We start from the raw sequence: 14469 nt of genomic DNA, 5'->3' as shown, positions 1-14469 counted from the left end.
TTGGAGTGAAAATAATGAATTCGTCTCTATTACAAATGAATACTATATTTATTAGTATTCTTATTGAAGCTCTTCCTTTTGTATTATTAGGTGTGATCATTTCAGGAATTATTCAAATTTTTGTAACGGATGAAATGATGGCTCGAGTTATTCCTCAAAATAAAATAGGTGCTGTCATATTAGCTAGTGTGATTGGAGCTCTTTTTCCAGCCTGTGAATGTGGAATTGTTCCTATTACTAGACGTTTAATGGCAAAAGGGGTTCCCCTTTATGCTGCCATTCCTTTTATGTTAACAGGCCCTATTATTAATCCTGTTGTTTTATTTTCTACCTTTGTAGCTTTCGGAAATGATTGGAAAATAGTATTTTATCGGGCAGGAGTAGCTTTTATTGTTTCCTTACTTGTAGGTCTTATTTTAAGTGTTCAATTCAAAGCACCTCAGACAAAACGTGAGGTTCATTTGCATACTTCCCCCAAGAAAATGAGTGAGAAAGTTTCACAATCGATTCGTCATACTATTGATGAGTTTTTTTCTGTTGGGAAATTTTTAATTATTGGCGGATTAATTGCAGCCGGCATGCAAACGTTCGTGAAGACCTCTACTTTACTTTCATTGGGACAAGGAAATGTTTCATCAAATGCGGTAATGATGGGACTTGCCTACGTATTATCGCTTTGTTCCTCTGCAGATGCGTTTATCGCTTCCTCGTTTCGCAGTACGTTTACAGATAGTGCTATTGTTTCATTCTTGGTATTCGGTCCAATGTTTGATATCAAGAATACGCTGATGATGCTAAGCCAGTTTAAGACTAAATTTGTCTTTACGCTTTTGGCGTATGTCTTCATTTTAGTACTTATTGTTTCGATTTTAATTGTTCATTAGTAAGGAGGGATTTGGCATGATTCGTATTTTAATTTTAATAGGGTTTACATTCATCTTCATGCACCTTCATGCAACTGGGGATATCTCAAAATATATCAATATGAAATATTCCTGGATTTCATTTTGCACCATCTTTGTCCTTTGGTTCTTGACCATTGCAGAATTAATCTTTTACATGATAGGTCCTAAAAAACATGATGATGATTGTAGCTGTGGATGCGTCCATGATCATCAAGATGGCAAATGGAAACGAAGAGCATGGTACCCAATTTATATTTTACCTGTACTCACGGTCTTATTTTTACCTGTCGCAACCCTTGATTCTAATATTGTTGAAGCTAAAGGGTTTCATTTTCCTATTTATGACAAAAAAGATCCTTATTCTTCTCATCAATTTTTACAGCCTGACACAAGTTCTTTTTACGGAGAAGAAGCCTATGACAAAATGATTCATCGTGATCTTAAAAAGTTTTCTAAACGAGAAAATATCAACTTAGAAGATGAGGAATTTTTAAATGCAATGGAGACTATTTACCGATATCCTGGTGAATTCACTGACAAAACCATTTCTTTTAAAGGATTTATGTATCAAACGAAAGAATTAAAAAAGAATCAATATTTTCTCTTTCGCTTTGGTATCATTCATTGTATTGCAGATTCAGGGGTGTTTGGAATGCTTATTGAGTTTCCAGATGATGTTACTTTTAAAAATGATGACTGGGCAACGGTTACAGGAAAAATTAGTACAATGTATTACCAGCCGTTCAAAAAAACCATCCCTGTTGTGAAAGTAACAAAAGTAAAGCGTGAGCAGTCTCCAAAAGACCCTTATGTATATCGAAATAACCAATAATAAAAAGCCGTTCTTCTAAATAAGAACGGCTTTTTACATTAATGAACGAATTCCATTTTCTCTTCGATTTTATGAAATTTCTCATAAAATTCTTCCGCTGAAATCGGTTTGGAGAAATAGTATCCCTGCACTTCATCACATTTTTCTTTATGAAGAAGTTCTACTTGTTCAACTTCTTCTACACCTTCTGCTACGACGGATAGCTGCAAACTTTTGGCTAGTGTAATAATGGCTCTGACAATCGACACTTCCGTTGTATTAGGATCTAAATCTTTAATAAAAGACCGATCAATTTTCAGCGTATGAATAGGCAGCTTCTGAATATAGCTGAACGAGGAATATCCTGAGCCAAAATCATCAATCGAAATAAATACCCCTGCATCTTTTAAGATTTGTAGCTTTTCGATTGTTTGCTCAACATGCTTCATCGTTACACTTTCCGTAATTTCAAGTTCTAAATATCGTGATTCTAACTCTACTTCACGCAAGACACCTAACACATATTCAACAAAATCAGTTGTACCAAAATCCACGCTTGATATGTTCACACTCATTTTTAAGGGAGGAAGTCCTTGAAGCTGCCAATGCTTATTTTGATGGCACGCTTTTTTTAATACCCATTTCGTCAGTGTAACAATAACGCCTGTTTCTTCAGCAATCGGAATAAATTCTGCAGGAGAAATGACGCCCATCTCGGCATGAGTCCACCGGATCAAAGCCTCCACTCCAACAATATGGCCACTTTGAATATTGACTTTCGGCTGATAGTGAAGCTCCATTTCGCCCAGCTCAAAAGCCTTGCGTAAACCATCTTCAATTCTCATTCGTCGCGTAGTATGAACTTGCATTTCTTTTTGATAAAACAGATAATGATTACGCCCTTGTTTTTTGACTTCGTACATCGCTAAATCAGCATGGCGAACTAGCACTTCAAGCGAATTTCCATCTTTAGGATACAAACTAACTCCGATGCTTACCCCTAAATAAACATCTCTCGATAGCACTACAAAAGGAGTGGATAAGCAGTCATTTAATGATTGACAGATTTTTTTTACTTCTTCATCCGTCCTATCATACAGTAAAACTAAAAACTCATCTCCTCCAAAGCGCGAAAGCACATCTTGGTTTCTTAAGCAGCTTTTCATTCGATCGACCACCTGAAGCATAAGCTGATCTCCAGCATGATGACCAAGCGTGTCATTTACCTGTTTGAAACGATCGAGGTCTAAAAATAAGAAATGAAGCTTTTTTCCTGAAGCAGCTGCTGAATCAATGGATTTCTCTACAATGCTTGAAAACATACTTCGATTTGGTAAATCTGTTAGCATATCGTGAAAAGCCATATATTGAAGCGATTCTTGAGCTTTTTTCTGCTCCGTTACATCTCTAGTTACTGTCTGAAAAAGCGTCTCTCCATTAATTTGAATGAGCGTAGATTTCACTTCTAAAAAGAGTTCCTTACCTAACGCATTAAACATTTTCAACTGAGCTAATGGAGGTCTTGGCTCATCTTTTCTATCCTTTACTGTCTTTAATCCTTTTTTAATATCAGGAACTTGTTCAGCTGAAAAGAAATCATATAACGATTTACCAACGAGCTGGTCTTCCGTTACTCCTAAAAGCTGAATCATAGCATCATTAACAGACACGACCTCTTCTTCCCGATGAACCATAATTGCCAATGGAGAGGAGTAAAACAAGTTTTCATAGCGATTTTTTGCTTCAATCAACGTTTTTTCTGCTTCGCGCTCTTGCGTCATGTTGCGGATATACAGCATATACTCAACCGTTTCTTCAATCCCTACCGCCATCACCGTTATTTCAACCGTAACTTCTCTATTACTTATCAAAAGGGAGTGCTCAGTTCGTCCGTCTTGTAGAGAAGAAAATTTATAGAATGGCAGCAGCTTAACAACATGACTCCCGATTACATCTGATGCTTTAAGAGAGAAAAGCGTTTCCGCTGCATAATTGAGCGATAAAATATGTTTTTTTTCATCGATCACCAAAATAGCATCCAGGGCAGATTCAAAAAAAGCCCATTTTAAAACTTCTTGTTTTTGTACGCGTCGATCCATGAAAATGGTTAAAAATACAGCCGTAAATAGGCATACAATAAAAAAAATAATAACGGCGGATAAATATAGTGGGTTTAAGGCAAAACCGTTTGATTGTTCAGACATTGACATTCCTGAAAAAGAAGCTGCCTGCATGCCCGTATAGTGCATACCAGCAATAGCAATACCCATAATAGTAGAACAAATAAGCTTAGCAAAAACGGTAAGCTTCCCTTCATTTAGCTTTGAGTAAAAACCAAGCCACAAAGCTGTATTAGAAGCAGCAACAGCAATAAGAATAGAGAGAAAAACGATAAATGGATCATATGAAATCATAATTGGCTCCATAGCCATCATGCCGGAATAGTGCATAACAACAATTCCAGCTCCCATAACGCTCCCTGCAATGATAAGTGCTTTTATACTTTTCTTTTGTGTGTGAATGAGGTAGAGGCCTATATAACATCCCGTTATCGCTCCCAAGATTGAGAGAAGAACAAACCATAAATTATATGAAACATCTACGGGCAAGTGAAAAGCAAGCATAGCGATAAAATGCATGGACCAAATGCCTATTCCCAATGTAAATGCCCCGCTGATTAACCAAAACTGAATAAATTTTGCCCGGGAAATTTTTACACGATTAGCTAACCCAAAAGAAGCGTACGCCGCAGTAATAGCGATAAGGAAAGAGAGTGTAACAAGTAACTCATTGTACGTCCCTTCTAGTAAATGTGTATGATGATTCATTCATGACCTTCCTTCAATTCGTTCTTTTCTTTGTTATCGGTTAAGGCCTAAAAATATTTACTATTTCAAAAGAACTTCTGTTTGATTTACTTCTTACCTTTTGAATGTCCTGACAATATTGCGCTCACTTTTTTCTTGTTGACGGTGTATAAACAAGTGCAATCATCTGATTCATACGCCTCTTCTAGTTGAAACGAGAATTTTTTTAAAAGAGTAATTGAATCTTTATTATTAGGATCAACTTTTGCTTCAATTTCTTGTATATGAAACTCTTCAAAAGCTTTTTCTAGCAAAAGGCAGAGCGCTTCTGTCATGAGGCCTTTTTTCCAAAAAGGTCTGCCTAAATCATACCCAATCTCTGCTTGCTTTTTAACATAATCAATACGGTTTAAACCGCAGGTTCCAATGATCTCATCGGAAGTCTTTAATCGAATTGCATAGCGTGTTGCTTTCCCTTCTTTCGTCAAACTTTGGAGAAGTGCAATCATGCTTTCCGCCTGATAAAGCGTCGTAAAGGGCTCAATATTCATATATCTAGTAACCTCTTCATCCGACCAATATGCAAAAACTTTAGAAGCATCTTTTTTTTGAAGAGGAGATAAATATACCCTCATCAATGTTCTCCCTCCTTTTGATGAACGATGGAGCAAGACATTTTCATCTGCGCCTCTTTCACCTCTTAAAAAATCTCACATGGTGCACAGAACATGTGAGATTTGACATTTAACTATTTTTTGATTGTGCATCGCGCAGCTGCGTATATAAACGATTAATTGCTACAGTCATTGACTGTTCATAGGAATGATGATCATAATAAACCGCTATATTTTTTAACATTTCATACGTTTGATGATCAAGCTGCACCTCAAGCGTAATTTTTTCGTCAATTGTTGCTGTTTGCAAATGATGAGGCAAGTCCTCTTTTGTAGATACTTGCTCTGCAATGTGAATTGCTTCTTCTACTGTTTCAATTCGGCCGTACTGATGCACCCATCTTCTGCCCATTTCAATCGTATCTTTTACAAACTGACGATTGGTAATGGTATCTTTAATATTAAATTGATGATCTGCCACATATACAGATTGATACAAGATTACACTGATCACTTCGTCTTTTAAATTTAATTTTCTCAGCTCATCAATTAAATCCGCTATATATTTAGGTAATGGACTAAATGTCCCTCGCACTTCCTTAATTAAATCCATGGCAATGGATTCAGTTGAATTGCGTTTAAATGCTTTTATAATATCTATCATTACATGTTCGTTTGCCATACATACACCACCATTTATGAATCGAATAATTTCATGCTCCTTGCTGCTTTGCATAGACATTCACTATTCGTTTAAAATATATACTATTATTCTATTATATAAAAAATATGAATAAGTTGGTATAGGATGAATGATTTATCATTATTTTTTCATAAAATTTTATGAAAAAGAACATGTTTATCTATTACTAGCACAAATCCAGCACAGCAAACAACGGTCTCGCCAAAATCTGAGAAGACAAGCATTTATTATTAGTAAATGTGAGTTTTTCTTTGATAGAAGACATTAAATAAAAGGGAGCAAACCAATCTCGCTTATTGAAGTATATGGTCAACAGATTTTTAGATGTTAGATAACAGAAGGTATCCAATATCAGCAATCAATCTCCTTCCCTGTTCATTGTCACTTAGTCCATCTATCAAAACAACGGCATAATACGGTTCGTTACCTCGCATGAGAATAGCACTATCATGTTCTGCTCCCTGTAGTTCTCCAGTCTTATTCGCAGCTTGAAACGCTGATCCTATACGTGCTGGAAGCTTATGCTGAAACTGCTGCATTTCTAACATTCTCATTATTTTTTCGCGACTAGATTTTTGCAAAAGGTTTCCTTCATATATTTCCCTTAAACACTTTACTACGTCAGAGGCACACGTATAATTATCAATCCCTTTTTTAACAGCGATTTCGTCCATCATATAGCGGTTTAAAACAGTTTTCTTTAATCCTAGATTTTTAGCACATTCGTTAATTTTTTCAAATCCTACTAAAGAAATGAGCTCATTTGTAGCTGTGTTGTCAGAAACAATTATCATAAGGGTAAGCAGCTCTTCCACTTTAATATATGTTAACCGCGGAAGAGCTCTAAGTACACCTGCTCCGCCAACCGTGTTTTTTTCCGTTCTTTGAATGACAGATGTTAAAGTCAAGATGCCCGCATCAATTTGACGAAACGCTTCTATTGCAAGAAGCAGCTTGATTGTACTTGCTGCTCGTTGTTGGATAAAAGAATTAATCTGTATGGATTCTTTTCCTTCAATATGAATGCGTATAAGTCCATTATTACTCCGCTTCCATGTAGTAACTGCATCTTCTATTTTCATCCTTGCTTTTTCCATCATTTTGTCGCAGCTGTTTCAATATAGTTGTTACTCATTATCTTTTGATTGTATAAGTGACAGGCTACAAAGTGATTGTCTTCAACTTCCTGCCACTCTGGTTTTTGAGTCTTACAGGCTGCTACTGCAAGAGGACAGCGCGTATTAAACACGCAGCCAGAGGGAGGGTTAATGGGACTTGGCAATTCTCCTTTAAGAACAATTCGCTTCCGATTATCCTCAACGTCAGGATCAGGGATAGGGATAGCTGATAGTAGAGCTTGAGTGTATGGGTGAAGCGGTTTTTGATACAGCTCCGAACTTGTGGTTAATTCTACTAAATGCCCTAAGTACATAACTCCAATACGACTGCTTATATGCTTTACCATCGACAAGTCATGTGCAATAAATAAATAAGTTAACCCTTTTTCTTTTTGGAGTTTTTTTAATAAATTAACTACCTGAGCCTGTACAGACACATCTAAAGCAGAAATAGGTTCGTCTGCAATAATGCACTCTGGATTTAGTGCTAAAGCTCTCGCAATTCCTATACGCTGGCGCTGCCCGCCGCTGAACTCATGAGGATAGCGATTGGCATGATCACGATTTAGCCCCACATCTTCTAGCAGCTCATACACCCGGTTCAGCATTTCTTTTTTATTCGAATAAAGTCCGTGAACCTCCATTGGTTCTGAGATAATCTCCTTTACGGTAGAACGAGGATTTAGTGAAGCATATGGATCTTGAAAAATCATTTGCATATTACGGTGAAAAGCAAATTTTTCTTTCTCTGATAGCTCATGCACGTTTTTTCCTTTATAAAGCACCTCTCCCGATGTACGGTTATACAACCCAATGATTGTGCGCCCGGCAGTTGATTTTCCGCAGCCGGATTCACCAACAAGTCCAAAGGTTTCTCCTTTTGAAATATGAAAGGACACGCCGTCTACTGCTTTCAAAACCTGCTTATTCGTAATTGAAAAATATTTGCTCAGCTGCTTTATTTCTAACAAATGCTTCGTTGTCATAACTGCCACCTCCTAATAATAGCGCCGGGCTGCACACAGCTCTTCTTCATAAATAGTTCCTTTTAATTCGATCAGTTCGACGGTTTTACCCGTTTTAGGTGAATGAAGCATTTTTCCTTTACCGTAATAAATACCAACATGGTGGATAGACCCGTTCCCTTTTTCATAAGCGAAAAACAATAAATCTCCAGCTTGAATAGAGTCTAATCCTACTTCTTTTCCTTGCCTTGCTTGATCGGTGGCGTCTCTCGGAATAAGATATCCGTTTGCTTTATGAGTAGCATAGGCAAACCCGGAACAATCATATCCCCAAGCACTCATGCCACCCCATAAATATGGAAGATTCAAAAACTGTTCTCCTGCTGCAATAATCATATCCCCAGTTCCTTTTACTTTACGGTTTCTATCCTCTATTACAACAGCATCTTGACGTTTTATTCTCCCACTGCCAACCGGCGTTTGAACTTCTAGCCATTCTTTATCTTCTTTTAAAAGAGGCAGGTGCGTTTGATAACTAATTTGCAAGGCTCCTTCCGCTAGATGCAGTGTCGCAATCGCTGCTGATACCACTGCCGTTGGTTTATTCAATGGAAAATATTCAGCTTGAGAAATCAGTTGGTGGAAAGGAACCCACCCGGGATATCCTCTTTCATCTTTAGAAGAAAACTGAGAAGGAATAACGATTTTTGCCCATTTACCTTTCATTTCTGTTACATACACTTCTTCTCCTAGTAATAGCTGCGTTTGAACTAAATTTTTCTCACAAAGCTCCAACCGACGTGTATACGTTAATTGTTCTAGCCATTTATCCAGTTTTACTGGGAAACTTATTGCATTGTCATCTATTTCTCTGCTAGAGTCATAGGAAGTCCAAACAGTCGCCACAGCTACACAAACGTAATACGCTTTTTTATCCATCACTTATTTATCCTCCCTGCAGGTTTAACCTTCAGCGTTCGACTTTATCTTTTGGTAATGTAATACCGGATTCAAATTCAACCATTCGTTCATAAGTCGACATCGTGGCATAGTTTCCAATCGCCACAGCTGTTTGAGGAGAGCAATGCCCGATGCGAAACCCTCTCATAACAGGCTTTTTTAAAGAAGTCAGGTAACTTGTTAATGCCTCTTCTAATGAAAGCGACTCCTTACGTTTTTTAGGATAGCAGTTATGAAAATCTCCGATAATAATTCCCGCTGCATCCTGCAGTTTATTGGCCATATATAGCTGTGTCATCATGCGGTCAATTTCATACGGCTCTTCATCAATATCTTCAATAAATAAAATTCGATTCTTTGTATCTAGTTCAAATGGTGTGCCAAGCGTGCTTACGAGTAAAGTTAGATTTCCACCTATTAGCTGTCCAGTTGCTTCTCCTTCACAAATAGTGTCGAGCGGACTAATTTGATCCGTGTAGCACAAAGAACGGTGAGAAAATAATTGATAAAAAGCTTGCTTCGTCTCTATATGAACATCTTCTTTTCCGATATCTGATGAAAGCATGGGCCCATGAAAGGTAACCAAACCTGTGCGCTGATGAATAGCCGTATGTAAAAACGTAATATCGCTATATCCCCAAAAAATCTTTGGGTTTCGCTTAATTAAATCGTAGTTTAATTGCGAGGCAAGCCTAGCAGTCCCGTACCCGCCGCATGCACAGATAATTGCCTTTACTTGCTTATTGGCAAACATCGCATGTATATCGGCTGCTCGCTGTTCATCAGTCCCTGCTAAGTACCCGTTTTTTTTATATAAATGCGCGCCTGTTACTACGTTTAATCCTATTTCCTTTAAATATTCTATTCCTTTTTTTAGATTATGCTGATTAGGCGGACTAGCAGGTGCAATAACAGCTACTGTATCACCTTTTTGTAATCGTTTTGGTTTTATCATTTGTTACACTCCTTTTGGGTAAAGAAATGAAGAAAGTGAAACTTGGGTCAGAAGGGAATTGAAATCCCCTCTGACGAAAAGTTCCACTTTACTGTTTATCCGCCCACTTCAAATCTAAATAGCCAACAGGATGACGAACAATTCCAGATACGTTATCTTTGATTAAAAACACATAGTTGTAGAAATGAATAGGAATGATCGGCATCTCATCAAATAAAATATCTTCTGCTTTATACATAAGCTCAAAACGTTTTTTATTATCTGTTTCGTTCATAGCTTGTTTAATTAACTCATCATATTCTTTATTGCTCCAAGCTGTACGGTTCATTGAATGACCCGTCTGGAAGCTCTCTAAAAAGTTAATTGGATCTGCATAATCAGCTAAAAATGAACTTCGTGACAGCTGAAACTTTAACGCTTTTTGTTCTTCTTGGAAAACATTCCATTCCATATTGGCAAGCTTCACATCTACGCCTAGATTTTCTTTGAACATTTGCTGCAGTGCTTCTGCTATTTTTTTATGCGTATCGTCTGTACTGTATGTTAGCGTAATAGCTGGCAGCTTTTTATATCCTTCTTCTTTCATTCCTTTTTTCAGAAGTACTTTTGCTTCTTTGCCATCTGTTTTTAATAAGTCTCCGCCCGTTTTACGGAAATCCTTTCCATCTGTATCTTTAAATCCGTAAGATACGAACCCGCGAGCTGGTTTTTCCTTATTCTTTGTAACAAAATTAACAATTTGATCTTGATCTACAGCCATTGCAAATGCTTTACGGATATTTTTGTTTTGAAAGGGCTCTTTATCTAAGTTAAAGCGATAGAAGTAAGTTCCCGCTTGGTCTTCGATATGAACATCTCCATCTTTCAGCAGCTTTTCACTTAAATCCGATGGAATTTCAGAAACATCTAGTTCTCCATTTTGATACATTTGGTATTCTGTGTTTGTATTTTCAACAATTGCCCATTTTACCTTATCGAGCTTTACATTTTTAGCATCCCAATACTGATCGTTTCTTTCCATGACTAGATTACTGTTATGCTTCCATTGAGTTAATTTAAAGGGACCATTAGCAACAAAAGAATCTGCTTCTGCAAACCATTTGGGGTTCTTTGTCGCTACTTTTTCATTGATCGGGAAGAACGCTGGATTGGAAACTACACTTAAGAAATAGGCTTGCGGACTTTTAAGCGTAACTTCAAAGGTTTTGTCATCTAGCGCTTTGACTCCTACTTGATCAGCACTGCCTTTACCCGTATTAAATTCTTCTCCACCTTGAATGAAATAGCCTAAAAATGCCGCTGGAGAACCAGTCTTAGGATCTAACAGCCTCTTCCACGCAAACACAAAATCACTTGCTTTTACGTCATCTCCATTTGACCATTTAGCATCTTTTCGTAAATGAAACGTATAGACTTTTTTATCGTCAGAAATATCCCATTTCTCGGCCATTGCTCCTTCAGGCTCATCGCTTTTTCCTAAACGAGTCAGCCCTTCCATTAAGTTATTAAGCATATTCCATGAATATGAATCAAATCCAATAGGTGGATCAAAAGACGTAGGTTCTGCGCCATTATTCATATAAAGGACCTTACCGTCTTCTTTTGCTGTACTGCTCTTCTTTTCTGGCTCCGCGCCTGAATCTTTTGTGGCCGTACAGGCAGCAAGTGCAAATATAAGTACACACATCATTAGTAAAGACCCTATTTTTTTCATTGTTTCCCCCTCTTTCATAAGTTCTCTATTCCTCTATAAATCTAGCTTATAGTTGTTACAAATTTTTGGGCTCTCTCATCTTGAAGCCAGCAGTGCACTTGGTGACTTTCTTTCAGCTTTGTCGATACAGGATACATGCGATCACACACTTCCATTACGTAAGGACAGCGAGGTGCGAACGAACATCCGGATGGAGGTGCAAATAAATCGGGAGGTGATCCTGCAATAGGCACAAGCTCACTTTCGTATAAATCTAACCGAGGAACTGAACGCAGCAATCCTTTTGTATACGGATGCTGCGGCGTATAAAAGATGTCTCTTCTCGTTCCAATTTCTACAATCTTTCCTGCATACATTACGGCAACACGGTCAGCTACCTGAGCGACTACACCTAAATCATGGGTAATTAAAACAATGGAGACATCCGTTTTCTGCTGAATATCCTTAAACAATTCTAAAATCTGTGCTTGTATCGTGACGTCCAGAGCTGTGGTAGGTTCATCAGCAATTAGCACTTCGGGATTGCATACAAGGGCCATTGCAATGACAATACGCTGTCTCATTCCCCCGCTAAATTCATGAGGATATTGCTTTAGGCGTTCTTTAGGATTTGGAATTCCGACTAGCTCCAGCATTTCAAATGCTTTTTCTTTGGCTTTTTCTTTTGAGATGTTTTCATGTTGCATAATATTTTCTGCAATTTGCTCACCTACGCGAAGAGTTGGGTTAAGCGCAGTCATAGGATCCTGAAAAATCATCGAAATATCAGCGCCTCGAATGTCTCGCATTTTCTTTTCTGATAGTTTCGTCAAATCCTGGCCTTTAAATAAAATAGAGCCGCTTGTGATCCTGCCCGGAGGTGTCGGAATTAACCTCATAATACTTTGAGATGTTACGCTTTTTCCGCACCCTGACTCTCCTACAATCGCTAGTGTTTCTCCTTTATGTAAATCAAAACTAACGCCTCTTACAGCTTGAACTTGCCCTCCGTAAGTTGAAAACTGTACGTGTAAGTCTTTGATTTGGATCATTTTTTCCATTTGCTTACCTCCTTAATTTCGGATCAAGTGCATCTTGCAGTCCGTCTCCAAGGACATTAAAAGCAAACATGGTAAGAGAAATAAAAAAAGCGGGAAAAAACAAACGCCACCAATAGCCTGATAGAATCGTTGATAAACCATCGTTTGCCATTACTCCCCAGCTGGCATAAGGAGCCTGTACACCCAGCCCTAAAAAGCTTAAAAAAGCTTCAGCAAAAATGGCAGTTGGCACGGTTAGTGTCATTTGAACGATAATCGGTCCCATCGTATTTGGAAGCAGGTTCCGCTTAATGATACGGCTAGTTTTTGTTCCAAACGTTTTGGATGCAAGCACGTACTCATAGTTTTTTATTTGCAATACTTGCCCCCGTACAATTCTCGCCATCCCGATCCAACCTGTAACGGAAAGTGCCACAATGATCGTAGAAAGCCCCGGGCCCATGACTACCATCAGTAAAATCACAACTAATAGATAAGGAAGACCGTATAAAATTTCAATTACGCGCATCATGACATTATCTGTTTTTCCGCCTTTATAGCCTGAGAACCCTCCGTAAATGACACCGATGATAAAATCAATAAGCGCTGCCATCAGTCCTACAAATAAAGAGATTCTAGCCCCGTACCATGTCCGAGTGTACATATCTCTGCCTAAGTCATCAGTTCCAAACCAATGACTAGCTGAAGGAGGAAGGTTTTGCTCTGTAAAAGAAGCTTTCGTTACGCTGTGCGGTGAAAACATAGGACCGAATATAGCCATCACAACGAGAATGACTAAAAAAAAGAGACCCAGCATAGCCAACTTGTTTTTTACAAGCCTGCGCCATGCATCATGCCAATAAGAAAGGCTCGGCCTTACAACTGCTTCGGCTTCAGACTTGTTTTTTTTCTTTGGGGTAAACCATTCATCAGGAATTTGCTTATACTCCTGTTTTTCCAGCACGTTATCCCTCCTTCTTATACAGTTTGATTCGTGGATCAAGTATTCCGTAAGCAATGTCTACTAAAAAAAGCATAATGATGAGAATCGAACTGTAAAAGACCGTAGTGCCCATAATTACGGGGTAGTCTCTCGTATTAATACTGTCCACAAAATATTTTCCCATGCCAGGAATAGCAAAGATTTGTTCAATAACAAATGTGCCGGTTAATACGCTGGCTGCAATCGTTCCAAGAACTGTTATAACAGGCATTAAAGCATTTCTAAGCGCGTGTTTAAATACAATTTCCACTGGCGAAAGCCCTTTTGCACGCGCTGTTCGAATATAATCTTGAGTCAGTACTTCTATCATGCTTGAGCGAGTCAAACGTGCAATAATAGCCATAGGACCTGTGGCAAGAGCTAGAGTCGGAAGAATCATATGTAAAGGGCTCGTCCACGTAGCGGCAGGTAAAATTTTAAAATTAACAGAAAGCTGTTGAATTAACAACGTGGCCATAACAAAATTTGGAACCGACAATCCGATAACTGCTATGCTCATCGCAATGTAATCAATTATTCCATTCCTTCTAAGAGCAGCGATAATGCCTAGTGTAATACCGGAAATCACTGCAAGAATTAACGTCACCATTCCAAGTTCAAATGACACGGGAAACCCTCTTCCTAGAAGGTCGTTAACTGTTTGAGACGGCTGTTTAATGGAAGGACCAAAGTCAAAGGTCACAATGGATTTCAAATAAAGAACGTATTGCACAGCTAGGGGCTCATCTAAGTGATAAAATGATTCCAAGTTTTTTTGAACTGCATCGCTTGTCGCTCGTTCTTCATTAAATGGAGATCCAGGAATCGAATGCATTAAAAAGAAGGTTAAGGTCACAATTACCCACAGCGTAACAAGCATGGATAAAAATCGCTTTAAAATATAACTTTTCACCTT

Annotated in this window: 13 protein-coding genes; 2 read left to right on the top strand and 11 right to left on the bottom strand. The window is 38.2% G+C overall.

Annotated features, from left to right (window positions below):
• The first annotated feature begins 14 nt into the window (after positions 1-14).
• Together U9R83_RS07480 and U9R83_RS07475 are read left to right on the top strand one after the other, a co-directional pair.
• On the top strand, positions 15-884 hold the full coding sequence (locus tag U9R83_RS07480) for a permease (RefSeq protein ID WP_033578462.1): 870 nt from the start codon (positions 15-17) through the stop codon (positions 882-884).
• A gap of 16 nt (positions 885-900) precedes the next feature.
• Positions 901-1737 (top strand): TIGR03943 family putative permease subunit, encoded by an 837-nt coding sequence (locus U9R83_RS07475; protein WP_209368642.1) that lies wholly within the window; start codon positions 901-903, stop codon positions 1735-1737.
• Between the two features lie 38 nt (positions 1738-1775).
• Here the strand turns inward: U9R83_RS07475 and U9R83_RS07470 are convergent, their stop codons facing one another.
• From U9R83_RS07470 to U9R83_RS07420, 11 genes are all read right to left on the bottom strand, one after another.
• Entirely contained in the window at positions 1776-4544 is a 2769-nt protein-coding gene (locus tag U9R83_RS07470) for a bifunctional diguanylate cyclase/phosphodiesterase (protein WP_328575179.1), read from the bottom strand.
• A gap of 86 nt (positions 4545-4630) precedes the next feature.
• Positions 4631-5158, bottom strand: coding sequence for a GNAT family N-acetyltransferase (locus U9R83_RS07465; RefSeq protein WP_014460896.1), 528 nt, complete (start codon positions 5156-5158; stop codon positions 4631-4633).
• Between the two features lie 109 nt (positions 5159-5267).
• Entirely contained in the window at positions 5268-5819 is a 552-nt protein-coding gene (locus U9R83_RS07460; RefSeq protein ID WP_013056190.1) for a hypothetical protein, read from the bottom strand.
• A 341-nt stretch (positions 5820-6160) separates the two neighbouring features.
• On the bottom strand, positions 6161-6922 hold the full coding sequence (locus U9R83_RS07455; RefSeq protein ID WP_226555795.1) for a serine hydrolase: 762 nt from the start codon (positions 6920-6922) through the stop codon (positions 6161-6163).
• A 14-nt stretch (positions 6923-6936) separates the two neighbouring features.
• Positions 6937-7944, bottom strand: a complete 1008-nt coding sequence (locus tag U9R83_RS07450) for an ABC transporter ATP-binding protein (protein WP_014460898.1) — start codon at positions 7942-7944, stop codon at positions 6937-6939.
• 12 nt (positions 7945-7956) lie between these two features.
• The gene (locus U9R83_RS07445; protein WP_014460899.1) at positions 7957-8862 is read right to left on the bottom strand and encodes a C40 family peptidase; all 906 of its coding nucleotides are present in this window, start codon (positions 8860-8862) and stop codon (positions 7957-7959) included.
• Between the two features lie 31 nt (positions 8863-8893).
• Entirely contained in the window at positions 8894-9838 is a 945-nt protein-coding gene (locus U9R83_RS07440; protein ID WP_014460900.1) for a S66 peptidase family protein, read from the bottom strand.
• A gap of 88 nt (positions 9839-9926) precedes the next feature.
• Positions 9927-11570 (bottom strand): peptide ABC transporter substrate-binding protein, encoded by a 1644-nt coding sequence (locus U9R83_RS07435; protein ID WP_328575178.1) that lies wholly within the window; start codon positions 11568-11570, stop codon positions 9927-9929.
• A 23-nt stretch (positions 11571-11593) separates the two neighbouring features.
• Positions 11594-12592 (bottom strand): ABC transporter ATP-binding protein, encoded by a 999-nt coding sequence (locus U9R83_RS07430; protein ID WP_155017147.1) that lies wholly within the window; start codon positions 12590-12592, stop codon positions 11594-11596.
• A 4-nt stretch (positions 12593-12596) separates the two neighbouring features.
• Positions 12597-13553, bottom strand: coding sequence for an ABC transporter permease (locus tag U9R83_RS07425; protein ID WP_181170478.1), 957 nt, complete (start codon positions 13551-13553; stop codon positions 12597-12599).
• The gene (locus tag U9R83_RS07420; RefSeq protein WP_328575177.1) at positions 13537-14466 is read right to left on the bottom strand and encodes an ABC transporter permease; all 930 of its coding nucleotides are present in this window, start codon (positions 14464-14466) and stop codon (positions 13537-13539) included. Before U9R83_RS07420 ends, U9R83_RS07425 begins: the two co-directional genes overlap by 17 nt.
• Positions 14467-14469 lie beyond the last annotated feature (3 nt).

This window comes from Priestia sp. LL-8 (assembly GCF_036227845.1).
GTDB lineage: Bacteria > Bacillota > Bacilli > Bacillales > Bacillaceae_H > Priestia > Priestia zanthoxyli.
Note: the sequence above shows the minus strand (reverse complement) of the source record. Positions and strands in the feature narration are given on the sequence as shown.

What these genes read in the sequence shown, in the direction of transcription:
- U9R83_RS07480 (WP_033578462.1), top strand. Translation starts at nt 15, where the DNA reads ATGAATTCGTCTCTATTACAAATGAATACTATATTTATTAGTATTCTT.
- U9R83_RS07475 (WP_209368642.1), top strand. Translation starts at nt 901, where the DNA reads ATGATTCGTATTTTAATTTTAATAGGGTTTACATTCATCTTCATGCAC.
- U9R83_RS07470 (WP_328575179.1), bottom strand. Translation starts at nt 4,544, where the DNA reads ATGAATCATCATACACATTTACTAGAAGGGACGTACAATGAGTTACTT.
- U9R83_RS07465 (WP_014460896.1), bottom strand. Translation starts at nt 5,158, where the DNA reads ATGAGGGTATATTTATCTCCTCTTCAAAAAAAAGATGCTTCTAAAGTT.
- U9R83_RS07460 (WP_013056190.1), bottom strand. Translation starts at nt 5,819, where the DNA reads ATGGCAAACGAACATGTAATGATAGATATTATAAAAGCATTTAAACGC.
- U9R83_RS07455 (WP_226555795.1), bottom strand. Translation starts at nt 6,922, where the DNA reads ATGAAAATAGAAGATGCAGTTACTACATGGAAGCGGAGTAATAATGGA.
- U9R83_RS07450 (WP_014460898.1), bottom strand. Translation starts at nt 7,944, where the DNA reads ATGACAACGAAGCATTTGTTAGAAATAAAGCAGCTGAGCAAATATTTT.
- U9R83_RS07445 (WP_014460899.1), bottom strand. Translation starts at nt 8,862, where the DNA reads ATGGATAAAAAAGCGTATTACGTTTGTGTAGCTGTGGCGACTGTTTGG.
- U9R83_RS07440 (WP_014460900.1), bottom strand. Translation starts at nt 9,838, where the DNA reads ATGATAAAACCAAAACGATTACAAAAAGGTGATACAGTAGCTGTTATT.
- U9R83_RS07435 (WP_328575178.1), bottom strand. Translation starts at nt 11,570, where the DNA reads ATGAAAGAGGGGGAAACAATGAAAAAAATAGGGTCTTTACTAATGATG.
- U9R83_RS07430 (WP_155017147.1), bottom strand. Translation starts at nt 12,592, where the DNA reads ATGGAAAAAATGATCCAAATCAAAGACTTACACGTACAGTTTTCAACT.